Source organism: Bacillus sp. RCC_6_1, from assembly GCF_041360755.1.
Lineage (GTDB): Bacteria > Bacillota > Bacilli > Bacillales > Bacillaceae_G > Bacillus_A > Bacillus_A cereus.
On record NZ_JBFUPV010000004.1, the window covers coordinates 148,525 to 172,743 of the forward strand.

Genomic DNA, 24,219 nt, shown 5'->3' on the forward strand with positions numbered 1-24,219 from the left:
AACTACTACAATTAAGCGAAGTATGAATGAATTATTAAAGCACGAAAAATCTTCCCGTGCTTTTTCAAAAAAATATATTATTCTGGATGATTTCATTCACTTACCCTAGCTGACGTTTAAATGCTTTACTAGCAAAGAAGCAAGCAATAACCATAATTCCGACGCACCAAGCGAGCGCAATCCAAATATCGTTTCCAACAGTTCCTTCATATAAAAGAGCACGAATCGCATTCACGATTGAAGTTACAGGCTGATTCTCCGCAAACACACGAACAATTTTTGGCATCGTTTCGGTAGGTACGAAGGCTGAACTAATAAATGGAAGAAAAACTAGTGGGTACGAGTAGGCTGTCGCCCCTTCCATAGACTTTGCCGTCAGCCCTGGAATGATAGCCAACCATGTTATCGCTAACGTAAACATTCCTAGTATCCCAGCTACTGCAAGCCAATCTAGAATATTCGCACTGGAACGGAAACCCATTAAGAGCGCAACAAGAATAACTACAACGATAGTAAGTACATTAGCAACAAGAGAGGTTAAAACATGAGCCCACAATAACGATGAACGCTTAATAGGCATCGTAATGAAACGTGCCATCAGCCCACTCTTTACATCCGTAAAGAGTCGCACAGAAGTGTAAGCTACACCGGATGCGATAGCCATTAGCAAAATTCCCGGCAATAAATAATTAACGTAGTTTTCCGTTCCAGTTTTTATTGCGCCGCCAAACACGTAGACAAATAATAGCATCATCATAATCGGTGTAATCGCTACTGTAATAATTGTATCCGGACTGCGCATAATGTTACGCATTAAACGACCTAGTAATACACCTGTTTTACTTTTCATTTACATCTCCTCCTTTTTGCCAATGATCGCAAGGAATATTTCTTCCAATGTCGGTTGCTTCTCGATATACTCCACTTTTGCTGGCGGGAACATCTCTTTTAGTTCAGCAAGAGTACCTGTCGTAATAATTTTTCCGCCATGCAAAATAGCGATACGGTCTGCCAGTTGTTCTGCTTCCTCCAAGTACTGAGTCGTAAGCAAAATAGTTGTACCGCTACCAGCAAGTTCCTTGACTGTATCCCACACTTCGATTCGCGCTTCAGGATCAAGTCCAGTCGTTGGTTCGTCAAGAAAAATAACTGCTGGCGCCCCAATCAAACTCATCGCGATATCAAGCCGGCGCTTCATCCCGCCTGAATACTGATCTGCCCTTTGGTTTGCCGCATCAGTCAGGCTAAATCTTGCAAGTAGATTGTCAGCAACTTGAGCGGGATTGGAAACACCACGTAATTTGGCGATCATTATCAAGTTTTCCCTCCCTGTCAGCATACCGTCTAAAGCTGCGAACTGCCCTGTCAAACTGATACTTTGACGAACATGGTCTGGTTGACGCTGTACATCAAATCCGCAAATACTTACTTCACCGCTATCTTGCTTCATTAGCGTCGAAAGGATGTTAACCGTTGTCGTCTTTCCCGCTCCATTTGAGCCTAGCAGCGCGAAAATTTCTCCACGCTGCACCTCAAAATCTACCCCTTTTAAAACTTCCTTGTCTTTAAAGGATTTTTTCAAGCCTTTTATAGAAATCGCTGCATTACTCATACTTTTTTCCTCCCTATAAAAATGTTTTGCGGAGATAATTTATTTACCTCTATCTATTTAGTACCACTGATATTCTGTATCACTTAGTACCAAGCTAAAAATATAACTGAATAGCTATGGTGGCAATTCATATGTGTAACCAGCTAATCAGTCGGTATTACTTATTTCATTTATTTTTTTCTCAATTTCTTCATAATACTTTCATTCAAATCTTCACGATACTTGGAGACGTAAGTTTTAGCATTTGCCACTAGTTCGTCAGCAAAGGAAGCCACGTCATCCCCAGTAATGTCAAGCACTTGTCTTCCTTCTGCTGCACCAGCTTCAAACAAATCGATTAATTCATACTGTATGTGTAACATATCCATCCCGTTACCCGCTGAGAAATTCCACATGTAGTTTTGAATTTTCTTAAATACAAATTGGTAGTCCTCTGGCAGAGCCTCAACTCGTGCCATCATCATTTTGTACTCTTTTTTATCACCAATTAACTTTTTAAACATTTCTAACATCTTATTTTCCTCCTTTTTTATAAAACCGAACAAGAAATTCCCAAAGTATCGGCCGGAACATTTTATCTTATGAACCTATTTTGACTTCAAGACGTTAATTTTTGACGATACAAAATCCCATTTTTTCCAAAACAATTCAAGCTCTTGGCGGCCCTCTTCATTTAATGAATAAAACTTACGAGGCGGTCCCATATCTGATGGTTTCTTTTCAATATTCACAAGCTTTTTCTTCTCTAATCGTACAAGGATGGTATACACCGTACCTTCCACAACTTCGGTAAACCCAAGATCATTCAGATGGCGGGTAATCTCATAGCCATACGTTTCACGGCGACTGATGATTTCCAGTACACACCCTTCCAGTGAACCTTTTAGCATTTCAGTTAAATTTTCCATGTCCTGATCCTCCTTTACCCCCTATTCTGTCTGACTTATATTCAGTATCACAGAGTACTAAGGCGAATTTTTTACTGAATAGCTTTTGAGTAAAACCACACTATTCAGTATTACTTATTACAACTACATTGTATGACTAAGTAGTTGTGGATGTCAACTTTATTTTCAAAAAAATTAAAAATCCGCTTTACCCTAACCGGATACAGCCTCCTTTTTTGTTGTAAGGGCCATCAAACTAGTAAAACAGAGCTGATTCAAAGTGTAATTTAAATCAGCTCTGCTTTATTGTTTTCATACCGTTATATCTTGTTTTTTCACGATACAAATTGTTTCTCCCTACCATTCCCATTGCATATAAAGCATAAAGGCAAGTGCGGTCAGAGAAAATTTCCAGAGATTATCCGTACATGATACGAGCCTCCAAAATACAATTCTATTAGAAATCTGTTCTCTATATTCTCTTTTATTTTATTTCTGATAGTGGATTAGCAACACTATCTAAAAATTTTTCTACCTTTTCTTTTGATGTATCCGGCGCATGATAACCGATCGTAAATGTAAGCCTTCCATTATAAGAGCTTGCTCCCATTGAAAAGAATGGTGCATACATAATAGGTGATGTCATATACCCGTCCTCAGCTTGAATTTCACCAAACTGAATAGGTTCCTCAGCGATTACTCCCAAATTTGTCAGTAATGGCAACGCCATCCCCATCTGTACAGCCTGTTCATATTGCTGATTATACATTTCCTTCACTGTAGATAGCTTCATTTCTGCCAGTAACTCCATTCCTGCTGCTGAAGAAAGACCTGGATTTTGAGACTTTATTTTATCCATTGATTGTTTAACTCGAACAAGAGTCTGCTTAAATGTTTCATCGTCTTCCATTTTAATCACTGGCATTTCCATACCGGATAAGTTGCAAATAGCACCAGTTGTATTATTAGGCAGATATCGACGTAAATCAATTGTCAAGCCAATCATTTTTTCTGCAGTGCGAGGTTCTGCATACACAGTGAAATGTGATAAAGCTCGGAAGTATGCAGTCATGATTACATCATTCAAGGTAGCCTGTTGAGCTTTTGTCCATTGGGTTAAACGTAGAGTTTGCTCATGGCTCAATCGCCGTACGGACATTTGGGGAAATTTATTTTTGTTAGGTTGAGATGGAAAAGACCATAACGATGCCTGTTGTTCTTGGTTAGGACGATACGCACTTTTTATGTCCGATATTCCAGCGTATTTGAATACATGTGATTGATCTCGACAACTCTCATTTCCCTCATCAAATTCCTTTATAATTTGCTTCTTAGACCGTCCCAATGAAAGGTGAGTATATATCATTCCAAGCAATTTAATATATTCCTTGACTCCTGCACCATCTGAACATAGATGAGACAATTTCACAACTAACATATCTGTTGTAGTGCCCCGTAATAATTTCGTTTGAACCATAGGCCCCTGAATACGATCACCAGGTTCCTTAATAAAATCTATTGCCATTATTTCAAGTTCTTGATTATTTCCTTCTGCAAAAAAGCAAATAGATGAGTTAGTGTCAGATGAATGTTCCTCCCAGTAAGGAATATCATTTTCTACAAACCGGCTGTTCAAAACTGGTTGCAATTGCAACGTTATCCTTACTGATTCTTCAAGTATTTCCTTGGATATACCTACAGGAAAATAAAGAACTGCATTAATTTGTTGATCTGCAGAATAAAGACCTAATACATAATTCATTCGATCTTGTGGTGTTACTGAATACTTTCTTTTCTCCATAATTCCGTCCCCCTTTAGGACTTTTTGTGTAACCCTATTTTCCATATGCTTATAATTTTTCTAGTCATTTTTCTTCAAGAGCTAATAACGCTTATTTTTCGAATTTTTAACGAAATCATCTTCTCCGTATTGGTTGCATTCTTTTTGCAGGTGATATATTCATTATTTTATTGTTATTAACACTGCCTAACCTCACAATAAAACCAAACAAGAATAAATTAAGTTTACATATACGTAAACATTTTATTATAACGTCTATAAATTATCAATATAGCAAATAAATCATTTTTATGTCTGTCAATAAAAAATAATATATTCAAGGGCCACTTCATCATAAAAGATTGATGTGCATGTAAATGTACCCATATCACTTTCAAAATAAGAATGAGAATTTTTTCAACAAAATAAGCTGCAGTTATTGATTTTACAGTAAGAAAAGCCCCTCCATTTTGAAAATGCGCAATCAAAATGAGTAGGGCTATTTCCAATTTAAATTTTATAAAAGAATGATTATCATAAATAATATTTTACTTTTTAGTCTACCTTATTATTTTCAATCCATTTTCCTAATAAATGAATGGATTTTATTCATATAATTTGAGGTGGTATCGTTGGTTTTTAAAAATAGAAAGCTTATTTTCAAATCAAATGAAAAAGAGGTAAAATTATAGATATTCATGTAGAAATTTCGTTTTGGGGATACTTAAAATCTTAAGGTGATGGGCATGTGGTGTTACACTTTAAAAGCTTTATAAAATTTATAGATATAGCGATTTTCTTTATTAATAATCATTTGTATGTACGTTTACTCACACACATACAAATGATTTATAAAGCTACAATTAAGTGAAAACATCTTTTCCGTTACGATAACATCATAGCCATGTCTTCTGCTGCATTTGTAATTAGTTTTAAACCAAATGTTTCTTGTAATACATCAAGCACGCCAGGTGAAATAAATTCAGGAGCCTTTGGACCGATGCGAATATCTTGAATCCCAAGACTAAATAGCCCGAGTAAAATGGCAACCGCTTTTTGTTCAAACCATGATAGCACAATACTTACTGGCAATTCATTCACTTCACATTGGAAAGCATCAGCTAAAGCAGCCGCTATTTTCACTGTAGAAATTGAATTATTGCACTGTCCTAAATCAATGTAACGCGGAATTTCCGTACCAGGTACAACACCGTAATCCACATCATTAAAGCGGAATTTCCCGCAAGAAGTTGTTAAAATAACCGTTTCTGGCGGAAGTGACGTTGCTAATTCACGATAATATTCTCCGCCTTTTCCCGGTGCATCACAACCGGCGATAACAAAGAAACGCTTTATTTTCCCCTCTTTTACTGCATCAATAATTTCTGGAGCTAATGATAATACTGTATTATGATGAAACCCTGTCACTAACTGTTCATCCGACTCCATATGTACTTCTGGAAGTTCTAGTGCTTTTTGAATTAATGGTGTAAAATCATCATTTTCAATTTTTTGTACACCTTCTAAACCTGCAATGTCATATGAAAAGAATCGATCAGAGTACGAGCCTTTAATTGGCATAACACAGTTCGTTGTAGCTAATATGGCACCAGTAAATTTTTCAAAAAGGCGTCTTTGATCATACCATGCCTTACCGATGTTTCCTTTTAAATGTTTATATTTTTTCAGCTGCGGATATCCGTGTGCTGGTAGCATTTCAGAATGCGTATAAATATTAATGTCTTTTCCTTCTGTTTGCTTTAATAGTTCTTCTAGTGCAAATAAATTATGACCCGTAACTACAATTGCTTTACCTTCTACACGATTTTGTGTAATTTGTACAGGCTCTGGCACACCAAAATGATTCGTATGTGCCTCATCTAATAATTCCATCACCCGTAAAGCTGATTTCCCCACTTTCATAGCCATATCAATATGCTCTTGTTCGTTAAAGTTAGAATTTGTTAATGTCATATATAAAGCTTCTTGTGTTGTAGCATCTACAAATGCATCCGTATATCCTAGCTGAGCAGCATGTGTGCGATAAGCTGCAATTCCTTTTAGCCCAAACACAATCGTATCTTGTAAACTCGCAATCGTTTCATTCTTGCCGCACACACCCATTACTTTACATCCGCCTGCTGGCGTTTGTTCACATTGATAACAAAACATATCATCCCACCCTCTCCCAATCATTCATTACACCTTAAGCATAATACCCATTGAAAAAAAGTGATGTGATATCAATCACAATAATATATAAAGATTTGTGACAGTTCATATTGTTGACATAATATTTTTATTGACACTAAAAAATATGCATTAGTGTACACACATCTTTCGATACTTTTAAATAGCTAATTAATTTGGAGAAATATATACAACGAAAAAATTTTTGAATCCCATGTACAAATAGTTGCAATTCATCACATATGAAATAGATATAAAAATACGCTCTTCTTTCTATCATTCAATAGAAAGAAGAGCGCATTTGTCATTTTAAGGAACTATCATTTTTTATTAAAGTCTTTATTGTAAACCTTTTTATTTACAATACATTTACATTATCTTAACATTACTTACATTATTTATATGATATATTTATATAGAAGCTACTTAAGAAATTTCATATACATTTTATCTTTATGATCTCTTATCTAATCAATAAAAAGATCATGTTATATTTTTATAACAGGGGTGAATTACGATGACTGAAACTTTAAAAACACTTATAATGCTTGATGCTACTTATGTTGTTATAGCAATTATGACAGTACTAGTATTTGTATACTTGGAATTAAAATCTCAGTAATATATGCTGACGTAATCAACAGATTCAGCATTTAAATATAGTTAGAAGAAAGAGAGGAGAAAATTATTTCTCCTCTCTTTTGTATTTCTACAATTTCTTATTTTAATAAATCCAATGTATGTAAAAGTAATCCTTTGTTCCCTACTTCTCCATGACCAGGCACTACTACATTTATATTTCTATATCGCTTCAGCACATTCTCAATCGATGTAGACCATTCATTTACATAAGCATCCGCAACGTTTCCTAAATCTTTCGCGGACGTAGATTTCACTAAACAGCCTCCAACTAAAATATTGTATTGCGGTAACCATACGACAATATTATCTTCTGTATGCCCTTTCCCTGGATAAAATGTTTCTACTTTCATATTTCCAAACTTCAAATTTGTAACGGTTTGTAAATCTCCAAGCGGTTCTTCATATCCATTTTTCTTTGCTAGTTCTGCAGTTAATGCTGTACTATGCGCTTTAATGCCTCTTTCTTTCAACGTTTTTATTCCGCCAATTCGATCAGCGTGCGCATGTGTAATAATGACATCCGTTACGCGCTTCTGAAATTTCTTTTCTACCATTTCTATTAGTTCCTTCGTTAATTTGTCATCCCAAGAAGAATCCACAAGTACTAACCCTTTAGAAGTATTAAGAACTAGACCGTTCGAAGGAACTGCTTCTCCATTAAAAGAACCTAACTCCGTATGAACCCATACATTCTTGTTTAACTGAGATATTGAAATGGTTCCCGTCTCATTTTTTATTACTGTTTTCTCTACCTTTTGTGATGCTTGTACAGAAGAAATTGTGCTAACAAATTGAATTGTTCCTAGTAAACCTACACATAATCCTACTTTTAACAACGTATTCTTTTTCATGTTATCAACCCTTTCTTTCAAGCTAAATAGTTATTACCTATATTAGACAATTCATCTCAAATGTTTGTTCCATATAATTGGACACTTTATTATCGCCCCTTATGTAAATACACGCATGGCGCAGTGAAAAAGATCACCCAAATGGATGATCTTTTTTATAATTTATCAACATATTGCTTCGCTTCTAGTAAGGAAAAACCAAAAGCTTCTCTTACTCTCTTAACTGCTGTAACTTTTTTTCCTTCTTCTACAAGCTGGCGTAGTTCTTTATTAATTTCAGGTTCTCTTTCTACAATTCCCTTTTCTTTCGTAATTAATTGTAATCTATCTTCAATTCTCTTTAAACGCGCATCATTTTTCTTTTCAATTGTAGCTAATTTTTCAGCGATATAAATGAAACCAAAGGCTAATATCAGTATAACCATCCAGAATTCCATAAATGTTCCCCCTTACTAACTTTCATTTGTTTTATTTCACTAACTTATCAGCTTTAGTCATTGAAATCATTCATTCCTTACAAGGAAAGGGCAAACTAAAACTTTCTCAAAAATTTGTACTAGACATGATTTCTCCTCAAGGTTGCTCAAAATGGACTGGATTAGGTGTTTTTCTAGATGATTCTAATGAAGAATTACAGGTTTATTCACTCGGATGGGGCGTTGGATTTCAATGTATGATGGTTTGTTATCCATACTGCGGGAATGGTGCTGTTATTATGACCAATTCCGATTTAGGTGTTCATCAAATGGAAGGGATCATTGGTGAGGTTGTAACAACGTTATCCTAATAATGAAAATAAAGAAGCTGTTCCTTCCAGCTTCTTTATCTATATAACATTTTTCGCAACAATTTTTATATGTTCTGGTGCGATAATCTCCGTTATACTTTCTTGGAAATCTTCCCGCAACATTTCTTCCAAATGTTCTAACTGCACTTCAACATGTGTGCATTCTAAATTATGTATATTTAACAGTGCATAATGATCTTTTTTCTTAATTACTAAATATTGATTTTCCTCTGTCACAAGTACAGAACCTAATCGGACTCCTAATAAGCGTTGATCATCAAACTTCATAATTACTTCTCCTTCCCTCATATAAACAAAACTACAATGAAAATAATTACATTTATGGAAAAACACGCTTATTTAGACTATATCATAATTTACTAAAATAGAAATATCTTTTTCTGTTTCAATAAAAATCCCTATTCTTTCATATATTTCGATACAAAAAACTTTCTCAACATTAAATTTGAATTTTCAGTTTTTAATTCCGTGAAAATCTATTATAATAAAGTTAATAAATGTTTGACCTCTCCTAATTCATGTACATATGGATGATCAGTAGTTATCGCTACTGATCTATTTTTTTGATTTCAGAAAGTACATACGCTGCATCCTTTCCTACACCACAAATAAGTGCGGAACCCCTTTGAGATTGCCATGGTAAACCGATATAATACAATCCTTTTACTGGACTGATTCCCTTTATATGATTAGGAAATCCTTTCTCATTCACTGCCTGTTCAATTTCAATCCAATTATAATTTTGAACAAAACCAGTTGACCATATAACGCTTTCTGCACTATAAATATCACCATTCTGAAACATAATGTTATTTCCTGATGCACTTACTACTTTTTCTTGCAGTTTGATTGCTCCATTACGAATAAGTTTCTTACCTTCAAAACCGAAAATAGGGTCCTTTCTCTTCTGAAACCATCTTCCCCTCTTTGTATTTATTTCAGCGTACAATAAACCCATTTTTTCTAGCAGATTAAAAATACTTTTTCCAAAAAGTTGTAACGGTAAAAACGTTAAAGGATGACTAATAGACAACATAACTTCATGCGTTTTTGCAAGTTCTACTGCTATTTGCATTCCTGAATTTCCGCCACCTACTACAAGTACCTTCCCCTGTGGAATTTGCGGTGATGATTTATATTGTGATGAATGTATTTGAAAAATATGTGATGATAGATTTGCTGAAACTGAGGGAATAAATGGTTGCTGAAAACCACCTGATGCGATAATAACTTTTTTCGTTTGTAAAATTTCTGTAGGAGTATGTAATTCAAATATTTCTTTTTCTTTCTTTATTTTTAGAACTTCCGTTTGTAATTGTACCGGTAATTGAAAATGTCTTGCATATTCTTCTAAATAAGTTGCAATTTCATCTTTACATGGAAATTCATTTTTTTCATCTATTAACGCCATACCCGGCAAGCTACTGTAAGACCTTGGGGTAAAAAGCTGCAAAGAATCATATCGATTTCTCCATGAATCCCCAATTCGGTTTCCTGCCTCAAGTAATAAAAAATTATATCCTTCTTGCTTCAAGTAATATCCCATTGTTAATCCAGCTTGACCCGCTCCAATAATAATTAGGTCTTTCATTCTAATCCCTCCTTCCTTTACATATGAATACTTGTTCATATATTCATACGTTTCCATAATCATAACATTTTATTTTTATATAATTCAATATCTACTCAAAATAAAAAAGAGCAGTTTACCATAAAGTAAACTCCCCTTCATTCTATCTTCCCAGTCTTTAGCGCCTGTGCCCAGTCATATCTTTCTTGTTGAACAGCCAATCCAGCAGCTTCTTCCCAATTATAAGGAACTGAAATTTGTTCAATTGTCCATTCTCCCAAAACCTTTTCTATCACTACATATTTTGCATGCGGAGTTCCTGATTCCATTTTATGCATAACAGGTAACTCATCTTTGTATGCTGGAAGTCCTACACTTCCTGGATTTATAATGATCTTTCCGTTCGCTAAATAAACAACTCTAGGAATATGTGTATGACCACATACTATTATTTTTTGTTCTATATTTTGGAGTTGATCCATTATATTTTTTTCATTCTTTAATATTGCACCATTCTCATTCATCTCTTCTAACAAATACACTTCATCTGAAGTTGGCGTACCGTGACAGCATAACATATCGTCTACAATAAATTGTGAAGGATGTTGTTTTAACCAATCTATATGATCTTTTGTTAATTGATTTTGGACAAAAGTTAGTGTAGCAGACTGCTCTTGTATTGTCTCCCAAAGCATGCGATCACAATTACCTTTAATATGTATCATCTCGCTACTCATTAATATATCGATTGTCTCTAAAGGATCTAACGGCCCATACACACTATCTCCTAAATTTATTATCATTTCGACCTTGCGACGTGTAATATCTTTTAATACCGATTTTAAAGCGTGACTATTTCCGTGGATATCTGAAATTATAGCTATTTTCATCTTAATCCCTACTTTAATATATTATTTATAAACATCCGCAGCCAATTCCCGCAAAACTTCTACATTCACTACTTCAAAACAACCATTGTTTTTGTTAATTATATTTTTATCACAAAAGAGATTCAAAGTACGTAATAAATGCCGATAGCTCGTTCCTAACAACTCCGCTATTTCCGTTAAATTCCCACTAAACACAATTCTATTTTCATGCTGAACTGCTCGTTCTCCTGCTGCTAACATGTAACTCGCAAGTCTATTTTCAAGCGGATACAATAAATTAATTGTACTGTTTTTGGAAAGTCGGTTTAATTTATGTGCTAATGATCCGCAAATACATCTTAAAAATTTCGCATCATGAAATAGCTTATTTCTCACCTTTCCTAAAGGTAAACCCACACAATACGAATCTGCCATCACTTGTACGTTTGAAGTGATTCTTTGAGAATGAATTAACTCCACATCTCCAAGTAACTGCAAACTATCGTAAAAACATAATAATACCGATTTTCCGTTACTTAATGTGTTAAATGCTTTCGCTTTTCCTTCAACAAAGAAATATAAATAATCTATCTCTTCATTTTCTCTACAAATAAACTCATTCTTTTTAAAAAATATAAGTTCCATATATGGCTTCATATCATGACTAAAAAATGAATCAATATTATTTTGCTTTATATACTCTGCTAATTTAATAGAATTACATACTTTCTTCATAGTTCCCCACCTTTACAACTCATCCCCATTGTAATCAAAATTTTCTTCTTCCACTATGACATATGTCATAACAATACACAATTTCAGCATGATACAGTCATTACAAATATGAAATATAAAGGGGATATTACATTGTATAACTTTCTTTCTGTCTTTATTGGTGTGCTCATCGCCGTTATGCTTCCATTGAATGGAATTTTATCCGAGTTAATTGGAAAGTATACAGCAAGCGTTGTCATTCACCTTGTCGGTTTAATTGCAGTTATTTTCGTTTTAATCATAAACAAACATAAAATTCATTTCGATAAAGGTATTCCGCTTTTTTTATATAGCGCTGGAGCGATTGGAGTATTCACTGTTCTTTTTAATAATATAAGTTTCTCCGTCCTTGGTGCCTCTATTACGATCGCATTAAGTTTACTCGGCCAATCCATTGCTTCCATCATTATCGATCATTTCGGCTTATTAGGAATGAAAGTTGCAAAGTTTGAAAAGAAAAAACTAGTTGGATTAGCATTCATCTCTTCTGGGATTATTATCATGACAATTTATTAATGGGGGCAAAAATATGTTATATATTACTATCGCTATTTTAGCTGGTGTTTCTATCGTCGTTGCTAGAATTATTAACGCGAATTTAGCAAAGGAAATTGGAAACTGGGAAGGCACGTTTTTCAATTATATTACTGGATTATTTTTCTCTATGTTATTTTTAATTTTCAGTTCAGATTCATTGTATATCCCTATTCATACGTTGCAATCTATTCCTATCGCCGTGTACTTAGGCGGATTAGTAGGCGTTATCGTTATTTCATTATCCAACTATATTACTCCTAAAATATCAGCCTTTTATTTAACATTACTCATCTTTATCGGACAATTATTTGCGGGGACTATTATTGATTTCTTCCTGACAAATGAACTCTCGATCGGGAAAGTTATCGGTGGCATTTTCGTATTAATTGGGCTCACTTACAATTTACTCATAGATCGCCCGATAAAAACTGTGAAGCATAACCAAGTTCAACTATAATACTTTACGCTTACCTATCATATATTAATAGAAAAGCTCTTCACACGAAGTAATAGAGAGGAGAAAATCCTATTAAAAAAATTATTTTATTGCTAGGCAGCGTATTGATTATTTGTGGAATTGTATGGTTTATAAACTCGGGAAAATCTATTCAAGATCTCTATACTGCAAACAAACCGAAAAAGAAAGCTACTATTATTTCAAGCTCGCGAGATCCAAATGAGCCTCCTGTTTTTTTAGGTAAACAGGAAATAAAAGATATACATGTAGAATCAATTAAAACAAAAAAGGATATCTTTCTCACAAAAACAGGTGAATTAAAAACGTTTATTAACAGTATGAATACCGCAAAAAAAGGCAAATTAACATTGGATGAAGAAGGATCAGATTTAATAGATTGTGATATGTGGATTACTTTCGAGGATGGAACTTATAAAAAATATTTCATATGGGTAGTTGATCATCACAGCAGCGAAGTGATGATTGCGCAGCAAGATACTCCTGATGATGTAAACCTTACGTACTATCAGTTAAACGAAGATAGTTCAAAAAAAGTTTATAATTTATTTAAAAAAATTATTTAAACGAAAAAGTCATGAGCACGCGAACTCATGACTTTTTGCACTATATATATTCCGGGAACACTCTACAACTCTTTTCCTGCTCTATATCATGACCAAAGAAAATAATTGGTTTCTCTTTTTTCACAACTTCTTTTAAACGTTTAATTGAAGATAAAGCTAATTCTGGATCAAATCCTGCGAACGGCACTTCATCTTCAAAATTCTCTTTCGTGTACGATGCATCAATCGTTAATAAAACTGAACCGGATTGCTCCGTCTCAATGAATAGCGACTGATGGCCTGGAGAATGACCTGGCGTATACAATAATTGAACACCTGGTACCACTTCATAATCCCCTTCAATAATTTTGTAGTTCAAATGCGGTAATATACATTCTTTCATATATTCTTCTCTATGAAGTGCTGCCTCATATTCCGTTCGCTGCACAATAATTGGTGTATTTGTAAAAGCACCGTTTCCTCCTGCATGATCAAAATGTAAGTGAGAACTAATAATATATAAAAGGTCGTCCGGCTCATACCCTACACGCTTTAATATATTCACGATTCTATCTTCTTCAGTCATTTTCGGTAAAATCTGTCCTTCAACAAATGTACCGTTAAAAAGCCCTTCATTATTAACTGCACTTTCTGGCATACCTGTGTCTACTAAAATAGGACCTTCTTCCGTCTCCAGAAGATAACACCACACCGGCAAGTTTAATAGTTTCCCCGGTGTTAACGCACTGTTAACAGACGAATGATCCAACATGCAACGACCTGCTGGGATGAAATAAAGTTTCTTTACTGTCATTATGTATCCACCTTTACATTTAGTTTTGGATAAAGTAATACAGTAAAAAATTCTTCTTTTTAGAAATAAACTCCTTCTAGACTATCAGTACAGCTTGCATAAAAAAAAAGGGTATTTTTTTACATAGTAGTATTTCACCATCTATAATATAGAAGTAAAGAATTCTTACTTTAAATGAAACATTAACACCGATTAACGCTGAAAACTAAAAAAAAGCACATGCACTACTTGAAAGCGGGCACACCATTGGGAAAATCGTATTAGAGAAATTTTAATCATGATAGTGATAGGTAGTATGTGAAATTATATTAACGATTTTTCGAATATATCTATCACAAATCAAATTATATCAACGATTCGATAAATTATATCGATTTATCGACAAATAACAACAATAAGAAAAGGCTGTTCCAGATGAACAGCCTCTTCTTTATTTACTTGAAATCTCTTTATTATTTTGAACGTCTAACGGAGCTCGCTTTCCTATTCCGAAAGCATAGAAACTAATTGTAACGATAGCTAAGAAAATAATACCTACAACTAATGAAATGCGTGTATCATCGTTAAACCACATTCCGATTAATACCATAATTAAAAAGGCAATTGTTAAATAGTTTGTTACAGGAGCAAATGGCATTTTGAACGGATGATCTTTCATCTCTGCTCCCTTTTCTTTCCTAAAACGAATTTGACTAATTAAAATGACGAACCATGGTACCATACCAGGAAGTACACTCGCACTATATACATATACGAATAAGTTTTTCGGTGCGATATAACTTAAAACAACACCAACCGCTAAACCGATAATTACACCAACTGTACCGAATAAAGGTACACCATTTCCAGAAAGTTTCGTGAAATATTTCGGTGCTTGTCCATTTACACCTAACGTATACAGCATACGTCCAGCACTATAAATACCACTATTACAACCAGACATTGCTGCTGTAATAACAACGAAGTTAATAAGGCCAGCTGCTGCCGTAATACCAACCTTCGCAAAAGTTGCTACGAACGGGCTACCAATTGTACTTAATTGATCCCACGGATACACAGTTACAATAACGAAAATAGCACCGATGTAGAAAATTAAAATACGCCAAATTGTACTTTGAATCGCTCTTGTAAGTGTCTTCTTTGGATCCTTCGCTTCACCAGCAGTAATACCGATTAATTCCACACCTTGATACGCTCCAACTACAAGTGATAATGCAAAGAAGAATCCTGAAAAACCACCTGTAAAGAAACCGCCATTTGACCAAAGATTAGATATGCCAATCGCTTCTCCGCCGTTACCAATTCCGAAGAAAATAAGGCCAAATCCTGCAATAATCATTAATAGAATCGTAACGATTTTAATCATCGCAAACCAAAATTCAAATTCACCAAATGACTTCACAGAAATTAAGTTAGCTGCACCAAGAATAACCATTGCAATTATACCTGGTATCCAAGCTGGTAAATCCGGGAACCAATATTGCATATACGCTCCAACCGCGATAATTTCTGACATCCCAACGATAACCCACTGGAACCAGTTACTCCACGCTGTCATATAACCAGCTAGTGGATGAATATACTTATGACCGAATGTCGCAAATGAGCCTGTACTTGGCTCCATATACAACATTTCTCCCATGGCACGCATGATGAAGAAGATGAAAATACCTGCAATTGCATAAGCAAGCATTACTGACGGACCTGTCCATTTAATTGTGCTGGCTGATCCCATAAACAAACCAACACCAATCGTTCCGCCTAAAGCAATCATTTGAATATGACGTGCTTCTAAACCTCTTTTCAATTCTTTGTTTGCCACTTCACTTCCCCCTCTTAGATGATTCATAGCCGCATTTTAACACAAGATGCTTTCCCCTAACTCCTTTCGGCCCTGAAAATGATGAAGCAAACGTCATTTTACACTAGCTTTAAAGCTATCCTAAAATCGTTTTGCGCTCCTAATAAAATTCTCAAAACCTTTCATCTTCCAATATTCTATAAATCTTAAAATTACTTACCTTATATTAATTCATTAATCTGAAAAATTCAATTATTTTTTCAATAAATTATTATACATAAGTAAGATTAATTTTTAACTAAATTAACAATAAAATACATCTGTTCAATATGATTCCGGTATGTATATTATTACAATATAAATAACCGAGGAGATGCTATCTTCCTCGGTTTCATATCTCAAATACTTCAACCTTTATAGTTAATAACGTAATTTCCCACACATTCAATTTATATACCAATGAGAAATTTAATATATTAATAAACTACTAACTTCTTTACCCCAGCCAAATTTTGAGGCAGAAACCTTTCTGCCTCAAAACAACGGGATAAAATATAAAAGAGTCTCATTAAAAAATGAGACTCTTTTATGATTTCATATTTAAATCGATTTCGAAGTTTGCTTACAAAAGATAAACACCCTAGTAAACACTGCCATTATAACTACTATAACCAGAAAATAAAGTGGCATCACCATTAACGAGCCTGTATGCAGCTGACTCATTCCCCAAATTGTCATCGTTACAATTACATAGTACCCTAAACTAAACAATGCACCAGCTGTACCAATGACATCTTGAAAATCTACTAACGCTAAACTTAAACAATTAGGTAACGCTACTCCAATCCCTAATAACAATATAAACATCGCTATTAAAAATACAACCATATATATTACATTCGGATTTGATCCCACAAACGTAATAACAGATAAAAAGATAGCTCCTCCTGTCATTACGAGACAACCGATATATATAATTTTCTCTGGTTTATAAGTAGCAAGTAAACGTTTTGAAATTTTCGCTCCAACAATAGAAGCAGACGCTACAACAATTCCTAGAAAGCCATACATACTAGGCGATAACTGAAAGTATTCAATAAAGATAAACGGCGCTTCTGCATAATAGCTAAATAAAACACCATTTGCTCCTCCAATTAATAGCCCATACGTTACCACTTTTGGATTTGTAATTAACCTCTTCAAGACTGAAAATACATTTATTTTATTCGTTACTGAGCCCGTTTTTGTTTCAGGAAGAGAAACAAACGTATACAGAAAAATACCGATACTCATAACTACTAAACTTAAAAATACTATTTTAAATCCAAACATTTGATCAAGAAAGCCACCAATTAACGGTCCTATCGCTGGTGTAAAAGCAATGACTGCTGAAATTTGAGCAAACATAACATGCCTCTTATGCCCTTCTACACTTTCACGAAGAATCGTTTGCGTCACAACTGATCCTGCACTTGCTCCAAACGCTTGAATAAAACGACTTACCAATAAAACTTCAATGGAATTTGCAATAAAGCACAAGAAACTCCCAGCGCCATATACGACAATTCCAAATAACATTGCTGGGCGACGGCCAATTATATCTGATAGCCATCCAATAAAAAATACACCTAAAGCAAATCCAGCAAAATACACACTAAGCGTTAACTGCACCTCATTATTACTTACATGTAACGCCTTTGAAATGTCCGGTAAAGACGGTGTGTAAATCGTTTCACTAATTTGCGGAAATGCGACAAGAATAATCATTAACAAAAGTGATGGTACTGAGACTTTTTTCATTTTTCATACCCTCCTATAACTTTGAAAATCTCAGAAATAAAAAGACTTTCCTTAGCTACGGAACAGGAGGGGCCATTATAGAAATCCGGTCATAAAACAACAAAGAAAACACCTCAATTACGTATGTTAATACTTATAGGAGGGTAATATTAACATCGATTTTTAAATATACTTTTTCAATTATATTACATATTAATTTTATTTTTCTAGTATTATCATTTCGAATGCTCTTTTTATATTAGTGAACAAATAATAAACGCCATAAAAGATAACAACTTGATATGAACGCCTTATTATGGAATAATTAGAAATAGTTTGAATTAATGAACCTGATTATAAAATGATAGACTCATATATTCCTAATGTCATAAAGTTGAACAAGTAGGAGGATTTTCGTAATGATTGAAATTTTAAGGACAGTAGTAAACTTCCTAATTTCTCTATTCTCAGGAGAATTACCCTTTGTGTATTATGTATGGATTATTACCCTATTCCTAATTCAAATAATCCAATCTACTCTGAACTATAAGCTTTTTAACAAGAAAAACAATTTCAGCACTTATATATCGGAAGGATTACTTGCTTTTATTATTTTATTGTTTGGAGGAATATTAGTATCTAAGTTACTTGCTTACATAATAGACGATTCTACTATTAGTATGACGAATTTAACACATTATTTTGTTTCTCTTATCATATTAACTATATTTGTTGTAATAACCTGTGTTAAAGACTTTATAGAGGCATCTATAAAGAATAAAAATACCTCTCTTTTTAGCTTTTTAGTAATTTCCTTCATAACAAGTATACTTTCATTCAAGTTTTTATCACCTTTAATTGAAGGTTCTTTTTCTCTTTCTAAATCTTTTATAACTACTTTAATCATTCTAGTAACTATATCAATCCCTCTATTAATTTCCTTAGAGGATAAGTATGCAGACGAAAAGGAAACGGAAAAGGTATAGTTTCTCATTTACATAAAGAAAGAGGGAGTTCCCCTCTTTCTTTTATATCGTCCTATTTCACAAGACTAAATCATTCCTTTTAATATTAATCCTAAAACTGACATTATTATCGCGCTAATAATAATTCGCAAAATCCAAGTAGTGTTTGTACTTATTTTTTCTAATTGCTTATTGATTGTTGCTATGTCTTTCTCATTAATAGTGGTACGCGTTTCTAAATTTCGAATGTCTCTCATAATTTCTTTTTGCTCCGCCTTGAGATTGTCAATTTTAGCGTAAACATCTTCCATATATTCACACCCTCTGTTCATCTTAATAGAAAAATCTATATATATTATGAGACAACCCTCTTACCTGTGAATACATTGCGTATATCCGCGTACCAAATTTTTTGTACAATCTAATTGAATTACTCACATGTTTCCATTCTTCTATTTATAAATTAGCGTTGAGATACATTAAAATTAGAAAAGGAATCCCTTGTTTATTTAACAACAAACAAGGTGCAATCCACCATTCGGGAGCACCTACGATAATTTCTATTGTTTTCATATTTACAACTCCATATAATCAGTATGATTTTCTGAAGAAGCCAATTTTTGAACTGCTTAAAGTATACTAATATGAATACGAAATAGCTGTATTGATAAACTCTCTAGAACAATAAATATACTGGCTGAAACGGATCTATATCCAATATTTTTTCCAGTAACATGAATGGTTATTTCTGATAAATGCGTTTGTACATCATTGTTTTCAAAAATTTCATCCTCAACCTTTACAATATCTGCTTCACAATCTACTTCTTTAAAAGTTTTCAATAATTTTGTTTCCAATAAACTACAATCAAAGCTCTCATCTTTTATTACGGCAAATTTAACCTTCATATCGATTTCCCCATTTTTAACAAACTAAAATCACTAAATCAATATAAATATATATTATTCTATTAAATAATTCAAAATATACGCTTCTTATATACATTATTAAAAATAGGTTCTAAAGAATTAAATGAAAAAAGAAATTACATATACAAATCCCCTCTTTCAACCAATCAATATAGAATTCCCTTATGCCCAATGATTAAAATCTTTTCATATTAAAGCCGTAGATTCTAAGGACTTTTTGTTTTTATATTGATAAGTCATTTCTTGAATTTTGTATCATCGGAATTAATAATATAGTAAAACAAATTAAATATTAGGCGTTCAACTAATCTTTCATATAATTCGTCTCTTAATCATTTTGCTCATTGCACTTTTTTATTTTCCTCACTATTTCAACTGAACTTTCTGTAATAATACATATTTCAAATACATTATTTCCTTTCACTCATACTTTTATCATTGAGTTTTTATTCACAAATTCGTAACACATACATATGAGTTATCATGCTAAAATTAGTTTATTCACAAGAAGAAGTTATTCTTAATAAATCAATAATTTTTAATACCCTGTTTAAAGCCTTGCCCCCCTGCAAGGCTTTTTCCTATTTAACTAGAGTAGTAGTTTTCGTTATGCTTCTCTCCCCCCTTGTTCCTTACCCTACAAATAATACTGCATGTTTATTTTAATTTTTCAGCATCCGTACTCGCTCTGTTCGAGAGCTCTTTACCAAATATTCAATCTAATGATAAAATTGACCAAATTAATATTTTCGTCCATAACTGTATCAAAAAGTACACTAAAGAAAAAATAGCACTCTCACAATTAAGTAAACGCGAGCTTTTTCTTCGATCTACTTACTATTTAAGGTTAATAGTGATATAACCAGATTTAAAAATTCGACTTAAATTCATTGATGAATGGAGAGGTTTATATGAAATTGAAAGACAAAGTAGCAATCATAACTGGTGGTGCAAGTGGAATTGGCGAATCTACTGTTCGTCTTTTTATCGAAGAAGGTGCAAAAGTAGTTATTGCTGACTTTTCTGAACGTGGAAAAGAACTATCAGATGAATTGAATGCACATGGATATAATACGTTATTTATTAAAACTGATGTAACAAAAGAGGCAGATATTAAACAGCTAATTCATGAGACAGTAAGTACATACGGTAAATTAGATATTATGTATGCCAATGCCGGCGTTGCTGATGATGCACCAGCAAACGAATTATCCTATGAAAAGTGGAAAAGAACTATTGATATTAATTTGTCTGGGGTATTCCTTTCTGATAAATATTCGATTGAACAATTCCTTAAACAAGGTACAGGTGGTGTCATCGTTAACGCTGGTTCGATTCATAGTTTTGTTTCATTACCTACCCCAACAGCATACTCCTCTGCAAAAGGTGGTGTGAAACTATTAACTCAAAATTTATGTACTGCCTACGCTAAATATGGAATACGTATTAATGCGGTGTGCCCCGGTTATATTGACACCCCTTTACTTGGTAGTGTTAATCCTGAACAGAAAGAATATTTAGCTTCACTTCATCCACAAGGCAGACTTGGAACACCAGAAGAAGTCGCTAAAGCTGTCTTATTTTTAGCAAGTGATGATGCTAGTTTTGTTAACGGTACAACACTTCTTGTTGATGGAGGCTATACTGCACGTTAATTTAAAAATTTTGAAGCACCCTAAGAAATATATAGTCTTCAACAAGAAAAAGCGCCATCACAAGTGACGGCGCTTTTTCTATGTAAGAGCAACTAGAAGGTATCCTTCTAGCCTACTCCCATTTATAAGTCCAAAACTGTTCAAGTTGCAGCCATTTTAATGTTGCTGCATCTTTGTTTTTTATTTTTGCATGCGTGTCTTCAAGCATTGCTTCTGTTTGTGAACGGTGCGCACCTAATGCAGTTAATTTATGATCAAATACTTCACTAATGTTATTTACAACATCCGGTTCTCCTAATACTGCTTCACGATTTTTCGTAATCGCAACAGCATGGATAACTGGGCGCTCTTCTTTTGGCATACGTGATACAGCGCGAACGACAGCGCGGCCAAATGCATTATGATCTGGATGTACACCGTGCTCTGGATAAAATGTAATAATTCGAGATGGATTTACTTCTTGAATAATTGCTTCAATTTTGTCAGCAACGAAATCAACATCTTCAAATTCTAACGTTTTATCATGGAAGCCAAGCATTCTTAAATCTTTAATACCCATCGCTTCACAAGCATCTTTCAATTCTTTCTTACGGATATGTGGAATCGTTTCACGGTTAGCGAATACGTTCTTACCCATGTTACGTCCCATTTGTCCTAGAGTACCACATGCATACGTTACAGGTACTCCTTGATCTGTTAATAAGCGAATTGTTCCTCCCGCAGCATATGCTTCATCATCTGGATGCGGAAATACAACAAGTACATGTCTCTCCATAAGTTTCCCTCCTTCTTACTTAAATGGTGTTAAGCTTAACTCAAGTGCAACTGCTAGACGACCTAAATTATCATGTCCAGCTAATAATAAACGCTCTTGATCGTCTACTTCCCAGTGCGTAATACCTTCAGCATATACCCAACCGTGATCCATTTTCAAACCAACTCGGTATGGATTTGTTCCAGTTATCTTCCCGCGTTCAAAACGGATAATCGCATTTCGAATGAAAGCACCAACTGTCATCATCTTTTCATTTATGTGTGATGCATACGCTCCGTTTGTCGTTTCTAAATGAATATATACATCTTTATTTACAAAACGTTCAATTTCATTTTGAATAAGAGAACTATCTTTTACTATTTCCATCGGAATTCACCTCTTTAAACCATTTTACGCAAAAATAATGTAAATTGCTATCTCTATATTAGAGGACAACGCTCACTTTTCCTAATAATTTGCACTGTGTTTTTTATATTTTTTATATGATATGTAAAAAATACATTTTTTCCTTCACTTTGTTAAATAGTTTTCTTTCTTTTTTGAATTTGCTACAATATATTTTATCCCGTATTATTGCAGCGAGATACATTTCGACAATTGAATACATAATTTAAAGAAGGTGACATGATTGGAACAGTCAGCACATGAAGTAGCAAATTGGCAATATTATTTTGCAATTGCCGTATTTTTAATCACGTACGGATTTATTATTTCTGAGAAATTGAATCGTGCTGTAATCGCACTATTCGGTGCTGCTATTATGATTATTTTTGGAGTTGTAGATTTACATACTGCTTTCACATCACATATTCAATGGGAAACGATTACCCTTTTAATTGGGATGATGATTCTCGTACATATTACGAGTCAATCAGGCGTCTTTGAATTTGTGGCCATTAAAGCGGCAAAAGCAGCTGGTGGAAAACCGATTCGCATTTTATTATTACTATCCCTATTAACTGCTGTCGGATCAGCATTTTTGGACAATGTAACGACTGTTTTATTAATCGTTCCTGTTACATTATCCATTACACGTATTTTAAAAGTAAATCCTGTGCCTTATTTGATTTCAGAAGTGCTGTTTTCAAATATAGGCGGAACAGCAACATTAATCGGTGATCCACCTAATATTATGATTGGATCAGCAAACAAGCATTTAGACTTTAACGCCTTTTTACTTAACTTAGCTCCAATCGTAATTATTATTTCTATCGTGACACTTGGCATTATTTACTTCATGTATCGTAACAAACTAAAAACAACACCTGAACAAATCGAAAAACTAATGGCATTAAACGAAAAAGATTACATTAAAGATCAAAGCCTCCTTTTAAAATCTATTTCGATTTTAGGACTAACTATTTTAGGCTTCGTACTTCATTCGATTATTCATGTAGACGCTGCTGTTATCGCGATGACAGGCGCTACACTTCTTATGTTAATCGGCGTGAAAGAACATGATATTGAAGATGTATTTGCCCATGTTGAATGGGTAACCATTTTCTTCTTCGCCGGATTATTTGTTCTCGTTGGCGGGTTAATTGATATCGGACTTATCTCTTCACTTGCAAGAGAAGTAATCGACGTAACAAACGGTGACATCGGATTCGCAGCTATACTTATTTTATGGGTATCTGGCATCGCATCTGCGACAATCGACAACATCCCATTTGTCGCAACGATGATTCCTCTTATTCAAGACTTAGCTACAGGACTCGGACTATCTGTCGATTCTCCGCAAATCGAAGTACTATGGTGGGCGTTATCTCTTGGAGCTTGCTTAGGAGGAAATGGAACACTAATCGGTGCATCTGCAAACGTAGTCGTTGCTGGTATTGCAAAACGTGAAGGACATGGCTTCTCTTATATGGACTTCTTAAAAATTGGTTTACCATTAACTATTGTTGCACTCTTGTTATCACATGCTTATATATATTTACGTTATTTAATGTAAAAGTTGT

The 24,219-nt window shown here is 34.0% G+C and carries 25 protein-coding genes and 2 pseudogenes; 8 read left to right on the top strand and 19 right to left on the bottom strand.

Going from position 1 to position 24,219, the window contains the following annotated elements:
* Window positions 1-100 precede the first annotated feature (100 nt).
* From AB6801_RS15100 to AB6801_RS15135, 8 genes are all read right to left on the bottom strand, one after another.
* Window positions 101-850, bottom strand: a complete 750-nt coding sequence (locus AB6801_RS15100; RefSeq protein ID WP_097999602.1) for an ABC transporter permease — start codon at window positions 848-850, stop codon at window positions 101-103.
* A complete protein-coding gene (locus AB6801_RS15105; protein ID WP_058839644.1) occupies window positions 851-1,612 on the bottom strand; it encodes an ABC transporter ATP-binding protein in 762 nt (253 codons plus the stop codon).
* Window positions 1,613-1,782: 170 nt separating this feature from the next.
* Window positions 1,783-2,124, bottom strand: a complete 342-nt coding sequence (locus tag AB6801_RS15110; protein ID WP_000891986.1) for a DUF1048 domain-containing protein — start codon at window positions 2,122-2,124, stop codon at window positions 1,783-1,785.
* 75 nt (window positions 2,125-2,199) lie between these two features.
* On the bottom strand, window positions 2,200-2,520 hold the full coding sequence (locus tag AB6801_RS15115) for a PadR family transcriptional regulator (protein WP_000429488.1): 321 nt from the start codon (window positions 2,518-2,520) through the stop codon (window positions 2,200-2,202).
* 463 nt (window positions 2,521-2,983) lie between these two features.
* Window positions 2,984-4,300 carry a condensation domain-containing protein gene (locus AB6801_RS15120; protein ID WP_370941102.1) on the bottom strand — a complete coding sequence of 439 codons (1,317 nt, stop codon included), beginning with the start codon at window positions 4,298-4,300 and terminating at the stop codon, window positions 2,984-2,986.
* Between the two features lie 864 nt (window positions 4,301-5,164).
* On the bottom strand, window positions 5,165-6,451 hold the full coding sequence (hcp, locus tag AB6801_RS15125; protein WP_016512509.1) for a hydroxylamine reductase: 1,287 nt from the start codon (window positions 6,449-6,451) through the stop codon (window positions 5,165-5,167).
* Between the two features lie 737 nt (window positions 6,452-7,188).
* Window positions 7,189-7,962 carry a BcII family subclass B1 metallo-beta-lactamase gene (gene bla2 / locus AB6801_RS15130; protein ID WP_044584721.1) on the bottom strand — a complete coding sequence of 258 codons (774 nt, stop codon included), beginning with the start codon at window positions 7,960-7,962 and terminating at the stop codon, window positions 7,189-7,191.
* Between the two features lie 155 nt (window positions 7,963-8,117).
* A complete protein-coding gene (locus AB6801_RS15135; RefSeq protein WP_000397715.1) occupies window positions 8,118-8,399 on the bottom strand; it encodes a hypothetical protein in 282 nt (93 codons plus the stop codon).
* A 38-nt stretch (window positions 8,400-8,437) separates the two neighbouring features.
* On the opposite strand from AB6801_RS15135, the pseudogene AB6801_RS15140 reads away from it, so the two are divergent.
* Window positions 8,438-8,749, top strand: a pseudogene (locus AB6801_RS15140) (penicillin-binding protein); the annotation flags it as partial.
* A 39-nt stretch (window positions 8,750-8,788) separates the two neighbouring features.
* Here AB6801_RS15140 and AB6801_RS15145 read toward each other — a convergent pair.
* The 4 genes from AB6801_RS15145 to yeiL form a co-directional block, all read right to left on the bottom strand.
* Window positions 8,789-9,037, bottom strand: coding sequence for a hypothetical protein (locus AB6801_RS15145; protein WP_000666948.1), 249 nt, complete (start codon window positions 9,035-9,037; stop codon window positions 8,789-8,791).
* A 280-nt stretch (window positions 9,038-9,317) separates the two neighbouring features.
* A complete protein-coding gene (locus AB6801_RS15150; RefSeq protein ID WP_097999604.1) occupies window positions 9,318-10,361 on the bottom strand; it encodes a flavin-containing monooxygenase in 1,044 nt (347 codons plus the stop codon).
* A 137-nt stretch (window positions 10,362-10,498) separates the two neighbouring features.
* The gene (locus AB6801_RS15155; protein ID WP_097999605.1) at window positions 10,499-11,230 is read right to left on the bottom strand and encodes a metallophosphoesterase family protein; all 732 of its coding nucleotides are present in this window, start codon (window positions 11,228-11,230) and stop codon (window positions 10,499-10,501) included.
* Window positions 11,231-11,251: 21 nt separating this feature from the next.
* Window positions 11,252-11,944: a transcriptional regulator YeiL gene (gene yeiL, locus AB6801_RS15160; RefSeq protein ID WP_000754825.1), complete on the bottom strand. Its 693-nt coding sequence runs from the start codon at window positions 11,942-11,944 to the stop codon at window positions 11,252-11,254.
* Between the two features lie 108 nt (window positions 11,945-12,052).
* Here yeiL and AB6801_RS15165 point away from each other — a divergent pair, with 108 nt between their 5' ends.
* The 3 genes from AB6801_RS15165 (at window position 12,053) to AB6801_RS15175 (ending at window position 13,561) form a co-directional block, all read left to right on the top strand.
* Complete coding sequence (locus AB6801_RS15165) at window positions 12,053-12,499, top strand: DMT family transporter (protein ID WP_141530609.1); 447 nt, start codon at window positions 12,053-12,055, stop codon at window positions 12,497-12,499.
* A gap of 13 nt (window positions 12,500-12,512) precedes the next feature.
* Window positions 12,513-12,977, top strand: coding sequence for a DMT family transporter (locus AB6801_RS15170; protein WP_000965812.1), 465 nt, complete (start codon window positions 12,513-12,515; stop codon window positions 12,975-12,977).
* Window positions 12,978-13,066: 89 nt separating this feature from the next.
* A complete protein-coding gene (locus AB6801_RS15175) occupies window positions 13,067-13,561 on the top strand; it encodes a hypothetical protein (protein WP_141530610.1) in 495 nt (164 codons plus the stop codon).
* 40 nt (window positions 13,562-13,601) lie between these two features.
* Here AB6801_RS15175 and aiiA read toward each other — a convergent pair whose 3' ends face one another.
* Entirely contained in the window at window positions 13,602-14,354 is a 753-nt protein-coding gene (gene aiiA / locus AB6801_RS15180; protein ID WP_000216581.1) for a quorum-quenching N-acyl homoserine lactonase AiiA, read from the bottom strand.
* Window positions 14,355-14,521: 167 nt separating this feature from the next.
* Here aiiA and AB6801_RS15185 point away from each other — a divergent pair.
* Window positions 14,522-14,629: pseudogene (locus AB6801_RS15185) on the top strand (zinc-binding alcohol dehydrogenase family protein); the annotation flags it as partial.
* A 155-nt stretch (window positions 14,630-14,784) separates the two neighbouring features.
* Here the strand turns inward: AB6801_RS15185 and AB6801_RS15190 are convergent.
* Both AB6801_RS15190 and AB6801_RS15195 read right to left on the bottom strand, forming a co-directional pair.
* Window positions 14,785-16,176 (bottom strand): amino acid permease, encoded by a 1,392-nt coding sequence (locus tag AB6801_RS15190; protein WP_001284405.1) that lies wholly within the window; start codon window positions 16,174-16,176, stop codon window positions 14,785-14,787.
* Between the two features lie 579 nt (window positions 16,177-16,755).
* Window positions 16,756-17,955: a multidrug effflux MFS transporter gene (locus AB6801_RS15195; protein WP_097999607.1), complete on the bottom strand. Its 1,200-nt coding sequence runs from the start codon at window positions 17,953-17,955 to the stop codon at window positions 16,756-16,758.
* Window positions 17,956-18,353: 398 nt separating this feature from the next.
* Between AB6801_RS15195 and AB6801_RS15200 the strand changes: the two genes are divergently transcribed.
* Window positions 18,354-18,920 (top strand): DUF5823 family protein, encoded by a 567-nt coding sequence (locus AB6801_RS15200; protein WP_097999608.1) that lies wholly within the window; start codon window positions 18,354-18,356, stop codon window positions 18,918-18,920.
* 65 nt (window positions 18,921-18,985) lie between these two features.
* Here AB6801_RS15200 and AB6801_RS15205 read toward each other — a convergent pair whose 3' ends face one another.
* Together AB6801_RS15205 and AB6801_RS15210 are read right to left on the bottom strand one after the other, a co-directional pair.
* Window positions 18,986-19,210, bottom strand: coding sequence for a hemolysin XhlA family protein (locus AB6801_RS15205; protein ID WP_000390458.1), 225 nt, complete (start codon window positions 19,208-19,210; stop codon window positions 18,986-18,988).
* 318 nt (window positions 19,211-19,528) lie between these two features.
* A complete protein-coding gene (locus tag AB6801_RS15210; RefSeq protein WP_000865018.1) occupies window positions 19,529-19,807 on the bottom strand; it encodes a hypothetical protein in 279 nt (92 codons plus the stop codon).
* Between the two features lie 932 nt (window positions 19,808-20,739).
* On the opposite strand from AB6801_RS15210, the gene AB6801_RS15215 reads away from it, so the two are divergent.
* Complete coding sequence (locus tag AB6801_RS15215; protein WP_000768017.1) at window positions 20,740-21,483, top strand: SDR family NAD(P)-dependent oxidoreductase; 744 nt, start codon at window positions 20,740-20,742, stop codon at window positions 21,481-21,483.
* Window positions 21,484-21,595: 112 nt separating this feature from the next.
* Here AB6801_RS15215 and bshB2 read toward each other — a convergent pair whose 3' ends face one another.
* The gene (bshB2, locus tag AB6801_RS15220) at window positions 21,596-22,258 is read right to left on the bottom strand and encodes a bacillithiol biosynthesis deacetylase BshB2 (RefSeq protein ID WP_000439483.1); all 663 of its coding nucleotides are present in this window, start codon (window positions 22,256-22,258) and stop codon (window positions 21,596-21,598) included.
* Between the two features lie 15 nt (window positions 22,259-22,273).
* The gene (locus tag AB6801_RS15225; RefSeq protein WP_000407045.1) at window positions 22,274-22,624 is read right to left on the bottom strand and encodes a YojF family protein; all 351 of its coding nucleotides are present in this window, start codon (window positions 22,622-22,624) and stop codon (window positions 22,274-22,276) included.
* A 262-nt stretch (window positions 22,625-22,886) separates the two neighbouring features.
* Between AB6801_RS15225 and AB6801_RS15230 the strand changes: the two genes are divergently transcribed.
* Window positions 22,887-24,212, top strand: coding sequence for an ArsB/NhaD family transporter (locus AB6801_RS15230; RefSeq protein WP_000437992.1), 1,326 nt, complete (start codon window positions 22,887-22,889; stop codon window positions 24,210-24,212).
* Window positions 24,213-24,219 lie beyond the last annotated feature (7 nt).

What these genes read in the sequence shown, in the direction of transcription:
- AB6801_RS15110 (WP_000891986.1), bottom strand. Translation starts at nt 2,124, where the DNA reads ATGTTAGAAATGTTTAAAAAGTTAATTGGTGATAAAAAAGAGTACAAA.
- AB6801_RS15215 (WP_000768017.1), top strand. Translation starts at nt 20,740, where the DNA reads ATGAAATTGAAAGACAAAGTAGCAATCATAACTGGTGGTGCAAGTGGA.
- AB6801_RS15150 (WP_097999604.1), bottom strand. Translation starts at nt 10,361, where the DNA reads ATGAAAGACCTAATTATTATTGGAGCGGGTCAAGCTGGATTAACAATG.
- aiiA (WP_000216581.1), bottom strand. Translation starts at nt 14,354, where the DNA reads ATGACAGTAAAGAAACTTTATTTCATCCCAGCAGGTCGTTGCATGTTG.
- bshB2 (WP_000439483.1), bottom strand. Translation starts at nt 22,258, where the DNA reads ATGGAGAGACATGTACTTGTTGTATTTCCGCATCCAGATGATGAAGCA.
- AB6801_RS15205 (WP_000390458.1), bottom strand. Translation starts at nt 19,210, where the DNA reads ATGGAAGATGTTTACGCTAAAATTGACAATCTCAAGGCGGAGCAAAAA.
- bla2 (WP_044584721.1), bottom strand. Translation starts at nt 7,962, where the DNA reads ATGAAAAAGAATACGTTGTTAAAAGTAGGATTATGTGTAGGTTTACTA.
- AB6801_RS15145 (WP_000666948.1), bottom strand. Translation starts at nt 9,037, where the DNA reads ATGAAGTTTGATGATCAACGCTTATTAGGAGTCCGATTAGGTTCTGTA.
- AB6801_RS15115 (WP_000429488.1), bottom strand. Translation starts at nt 2,520, where the DNA reads ATGGAAAATTTAACTGAAATGCTAAAAGGTTCACTGGAAGGGTGTGTA.
- AB6801_RS15200 (WP_097999608.1), top strand. Translation starts at nt 18,354, where the DNA reads ATGATTGAAATTTTAAGGACAGTAGTAAACTTCCTAATTTCTCTATTC.
- AB6801_RS15100 (WP_097999602.1), bottom strand. Translation starts at nt 850, where the DNA reads ATGAAAAGTAAAACAGGTGTATTACTAGGTCGTTTAATGCGTAACATT.
- AB6801_RS15120 (WP_370941102.1), bottom strand. Translation starts at nt 4,300, where the DNA reads ATGGAGAAAAGAAAGTATTCAGTAACACCACAAGATCGAATGAATTAT.
- AB6801_RS15195 (WP_097999607.1), bottom strand. Translation starts at nt 17,955, where the DNA reads ATGAAAAAAGTCTCAGTACCATCACTTTTGTTAATGATTATTCTTGTC.
- AB6801_RS15210 (WP_000865018.1), bottom strand. Translation starts at nt 19,807, where the DNA reads ATGAAGGTTAAATTTGCCGTAATAAAAGATGAGAGCTTTGATTGTAGT.
- AB6801_RS15225 (WP_000407045.1), bottom strand. Translation starts at nt 22,624, where the DNA reads ATGGAAATAGTAAAAGATAGTTCTCTTATTCAAAATGAAATTGAACGT.
- AB6801_RS15165 (WP_141530609.1), top strand. Translation starts at nt 12,053, where the DNA reads ATGAAATATAAAGGGGATATTACATTGTATAACTTTCTTTCTGTCTTT.
- AB6801_RS15155 (WP_097999605.1), bottom strand. Translation starts at nt 11,230, where the DNA reads ATGAAAATAGCTATAATTTCAGATATCCACGGAAATAGTCACGCTTTA.
- AB6801_RS15135 (WP_000397715.1), bottom strand. Translation starts at nt 8,399, where the DNA reads ATGGAATTCTGGATGGTTATACTGATATTAGCCTTTGGTTTCATTTAT.
- AB6801_RS15105 (WP_058839644.1), bottom strand. Translation starts at nt 1,612, where the DNA reads ATGAGTAATGCAGCGATTTCTATAAAAGGCTTGAAAAAATCCTTTAAA.
- yeiL (WP_000754825.1), bottom strand. Translation starts at nt 11,944, where the DNA reads ATGAAGAAAGTATGTAATTCTATTAAATTAGCAGAGTATATAAAGCAA.
- AB6801_RS15170 (WP_000965812.1), top strand. Translation starts at nt 12,513, where the DNA reads ATGTTATATATTACTATCGCTATTTTAGCTGGTGTTTCTATCGTCGTT.
- hcp (WP_016512509.1), bottom strand. Translation starts at nt 6,451, where the DNA reads ATGTTTTGTTATCAATGTGAACAAACGCCAGCAGGCGGATGTAAAGTA.